The 1,215-nt window shown below is 67.5% G+C and carries 2 protein-coding genes; one reads left to right on the forward strand and one right to left on the reverse strand.

Features of this window, described 5'->3' with window-relative positions; genetic code table 11:
* Nucleotides 1-660, reverse strand: a 660-nt coding sequence (locus tag ACIP5O_RS36880) for a transposase (RefSeq protein ID WP_401302240.1), incomplete at its 3' end; no start/stop codon positions are given.
* Nucleotides 661-695: 35 nt separating this feature from the next.
* On the opposite strand from ACIP5O_RS36880, the gene ACIP5O_RS36885 reads away from it, so the two are divergent.
* Nucleotides 696-1,172, forward strand: coding sequence for a hypothetical protein (locus tag ACIP5O_RS36885; protein ID WP_401302243.1), 477 nt, complete (start codon nucleotides 696-698; stop codon nucleotides 1,170-1,172).
* The last annotated feature ends 43 nt before the right edge of the window (nucleotides 1,173-1,215 follow it).

Raw genomic sequence — 1,215 nt, forward strand, 5'->3', positions numbered from 1 at the left:
GAAGACGTGCTCCACGCGGGCGCGGACCTTGCGGTGGGAGGCGTTGTGTTCCTCTTTCCAGTCCGGGAGTTCGGCCTGGCCGCGCTCGCGGCGGTGCGGGATGACCAGGCCGGTACCCCGGTAGCCGCCGTCCGCGATGACCGTGGTGCGACCGACGGCGTCCTTCGCGCCGGACAGCTCCCACGCCTTGCAGTCGTTGCGGTTGCCGGGCAAGGGCCGGCCGACCGCGACCACGAGCCGGGTGTCGGCATCGATGACGACCTGGTGGTTGGTCGAGTACCTGTAGTTCTTCGACTGCTCGGCGACCGTGTGGTCACGGGTGGGCACCAGGGTTCCGTCCACGATCAGCACGGCGTCCTTGCGGAACCGTCTGCGCGGCTGGAGCGCGAGCGGTGGCCCGAGGTGGTCGATGATGCGGTCGGCTGCGGACTTCGAGATGCCGAACAGCGGAGCGAGCTGCCGCAGAGTCAGGTTCGTGCGCCAGTATGCGGCAACCAGCAGAATCCGGTCCTCCAGGGGCAGGCTCCACGGCCGACCCCTGCGGACCGGATCCGCGCCCTCGCGCCGTAGCTCGGTGATCAGCTTGCCGAACTGACGCGGGCTCAGCCCGGTGAACGGGGCTATCCAGGACGGCTCGGACGCCGTGATCACACCAGCCACAGCGAGATCGTCTCAAAGATCGACGGCATGGGACGATGACCGCCATGTCAGGTCAGGTCTGGGTGTCACTCATATCGCTGGGCGGCGTTGTCCTCGGCGGCTCGTTGTCCTACCTCGTCCAGCACAGGACTCAACTCTCGGCGGAACGCGCTGAACAACAACGGCAGCAGATCGCCTTGTCGGAGGCCCGGCGAGGGGAACGGCTGGCCCTGCTGGAGCGGTTCATCGAGGTGGGGGCCGAGGCCGAACGCTCCGCTTTCAGTCGGCCTTCCGAGTGGGAGGACACCGACGCCTGGTTCCTCACGACCCGGGACGTCATGAACAGGCTGTGGGTTGCGGAGCGGCTCATCCGCATCCAGTTCCCCCTGCCCGTGCACGACGCGGCACGCGCGTACTTCCTCGACCTCAACCGGACGGTGTGGGAAGGCTTGCCCGACGGCGAGAGCGTGCGGGATTACTTGGAGGACAACCGGCTGGCGTTTCTAGACGCGGCCCGCACGGCCATGGGGTAGCGCATCGCCGACCTCGAAGATCTTTTACGGGACACCCCTTAGG

The sequence above is a fragment of the Streptomyces sp. NPDC088915 genome (assembly GCF_044749825.1).
GTDB lineage: Bacteria > Actinomycetota > Actinomycetes > Streptomycetales > Streptomycetaceae > Streptomyces.